At 70.1% G+C, this 2,358-nt stretch carries 2 protein-coding genes and 1 pseudogene; 2 read left to right on the top strand and 1 reads right to left on the bottom strand.

Annotated elements, in window-relative coordinates:
* A partial coding sequence (locus AB0J09_RS62565) for an AfsR/SARP family transcriptional regulator (protein WP_360713695.1) occupies positions 1-831 on the bottom strand: 831 nt, incomplete at its 3' end.
* A 209-nt stretch (positions 832-1,040) separates the two neighbouring features.
* On the opposite strand from AB0J09_RS62565, the gene AB0J09_RS62560 reads away from it, so the two are divergent.
* Positions 1,041-2,021 (top strand): M23 family metallopeptidase, encoded by a 981-nt coding sequence (locus AB0J09_RS62560; RefSeq protein WP_360713693.1) that lies wholly within the window; start codon positions 1,041-1,043, stop codon positions 2,019-2,021.
* A 4-nt stretch (positions 2,022-2,025) separates the two neighbouring features.
* Positions 2,026-2,358 (top strand): annotated as a pseudogene (locus AB0J09_RS62555) (nucleoside transporter); the annotation flags it as partial.

Genomic DNA, 2,358 nt, shown 5'->3' with positions numbered 1-2,358 from the left:
CTCCGCCCTGCCGGTGAAGTCCGGCACGTCTGCGGGGAGCTGGTGGGGCGCGGCGATGGCGGGCACCGGGGGCGGATCGCCCGCCGGCACGGGCGTGGGTGGGGGATCGCCCGCCAGCACGGAGGCGTGCACGTCACGTAATTCCTGCCCAGGCTCGATGCCCAGGTCATCCACGAGCTGCCGCCTGATCGTGGTGTAGGCGTGCAGCGCCTCGGCCCGCCGGCCGCTGTGGTGCAGTGCGAGGATCAGCCGCTGCCACAGATCCTCCCGGTAGGGGTGCTCGCCGATCAGTTCGCGCAGGTCGTCGATGGCGGTGGCGTGCTCGCCGCGGGCCAGCTTCGTCTCGACCAGTTCCTCGGCCGCGGTCAGCCGGGCCTGGGTGAGCGCGCGCAGGCGCCCGTCCCAGAGCGGGCTGGCGGGCAGGTCGCCGAGCGGTGTCCCGCGCCACAACGCCAGCGCCCGGCGTAAGTGCTCCGAGCCCTCCTCGGTACGGCCCGCCGCCCGCGCCCTGGCCACCAGCTCCTCGAACCGCAGGGCGTCCAGCCGGTCCGCGTCGAGCTCGATCGCGTAGCCGGAGGCCTGGGCCGCGATCTGCACGCCGGCCGAGCGCAGCGAGCTCACGTACGTGCGCAGATTGGCCACGGCGGAGGAGGGCTGCGTGCGCGGCCACAGCACCTCGACGAGCACGTCGGAGCTGACCACCTGGTTGGCGTCCAATAGCAGCGAGGCGAGCAGGAGCCTGGGCTTCCTGCCCGCGATCCGAAGGGGCCCTTCCGGGACCCGGACCTGTAACGGCCCGAGGACACCGAATACGGGCTGTTCAACCACCATGACCGCGCGTTCTCCTGAGCTGGGCGCCGGGCGGGGCGCCCGTTGGGTTAGGCGTTCAAGCTGGAAGGGCCTTTATACCGATTTTGGATGTTCTTTGTATGTCGTACTCGCAATCTTGGTCCCCAGCAAGAGCGCTTCGAAAGATCCAACGGACGGTTCGCGGCGCCGGCCGGGGCCCGCCCCTCCGGCGCGCGCAGAAAGGTATCCGCATGAGACCCAGAGGGGTGCTTACGGCTGGGTTCGCCCTGCTCTTCAGCCTCGCCACAGGCACGATGACGGCGGCATGGGCCGCCCCGACTCCGGCTCCCACGTCGTCGGACGAGGGGCCCATGGGCGACCCGGCGAACCAGGTGGACGTCCCGCCGGTCTCCACGCTGGCGGCGCCGAGCTTCCAGCTCCCGTTCCCCTGCGGCCAGAAGTGGACGGGGAACAACAGCGGGAGCAGCGCCCACCGGTCATACGAGATCGACTTCAACCGGGGCAGCACGGCCAACGCCGACCTCGGTGACACCGTGGTCGCCGCCGCGGCCGGCACCGTTGTCATCTCGGCCCACCAGGGCTCGGCCAACGGCTACGGCAACCTGGTCAAGATCGACCACGGGGGCGGCTGGACGTCGTACTACGCCCACCTGAACTCCCGTTCCGTCTCGGCCGGCGCCCAGGTCGCGCAGGGCCAGAAGATCGGCACGGTGGGCAACACCAGCAAGCCGGGCAACAACATCAGCCCCCACCTCCACTACGAGGTGCGCAACGGCACCAGCTACCCGTCCAACATCCGCAAGGCCGTCTTCAACGGCGCCACCTTCGGCTACCCGATCGCGACCGTGACCTCGAACAACAAGTGCGGCGGTGGCGGCTCCACCAACCCGCACACGGCCCAGTCGGTGTGCGGCAGCGGCTACAAGGTGATCGACTCCGCGGCCCTCGGCTCGAACGGCACGGTCTACCTGCTCTACAACTCCGCGAACGGCAACAACTGCGTGGCCACGATCAAGAAGACCTCGCTCGGCAAGGCCACCGCGACCAGCGCCTACCTGGAGGTGCAGGGCAAGACCCGCGTCACCGACAGCGGCAACTTCGAGTACTACGCCGGACCGGTCCGAGGATCGGCCTCAGGCAAGTGCGTCAAGTGGGGCGGCAAGGTCGGCTCGAGCACGTACAACAGCCCGTCCGAGCACTGCGGGAGCTGACTCTGTGAACCTTCGCCTACTCCTGACCGGCGCCGTCATCCCCCTGGCGCTGCTCGCGGGACGGCCCGCCATGGCCGCCGCCGCCGATCCGATGGCCGACGCGTTCACCCAGGCGGCGTCGAAGTACGAGGTGCCGCGTGACCTGCTGGTGTCGGTCGCGTACTCCGAGACCCACTTAGACGGGCACAAGGGCCAGCCCAGCGCGAGCGGCGGGTACGGCGTGATGCACCTGGTCACCTCGAAGACCCTCGACCGGGCCGCCACGCTGACCAAGAAGCCGGCCTCGGCGCTGAAGTCGGACGACGCGGCCAACATCGCCGGCGGCGCGGCCGTGCTG

The sequence above is a fragment of the Nonomuraea sp. NPDC049784 genome, assembly GCF_040659615.1.
Lineage (GTDB): Bacteria > Actinomycetota > Actinomycetes > Streptosporangiales > Streptosporangiaceae > Nonomuraea.
The sequence above is the reverse complement of the archived record's forward strand: the minus strand, read 5'-3'. Positions and strand labels throughout refer to the sequence as shown.

Coding starts and splice junctions, on each gene's coding strand:
- AB0J09_RS62560 (WP_360713693.1), top strand. CDS start 1,041: ATGAGACCCAGAGGGGTGCTTACGGCTGGGTTCGCCCTGCTCTTCAGC.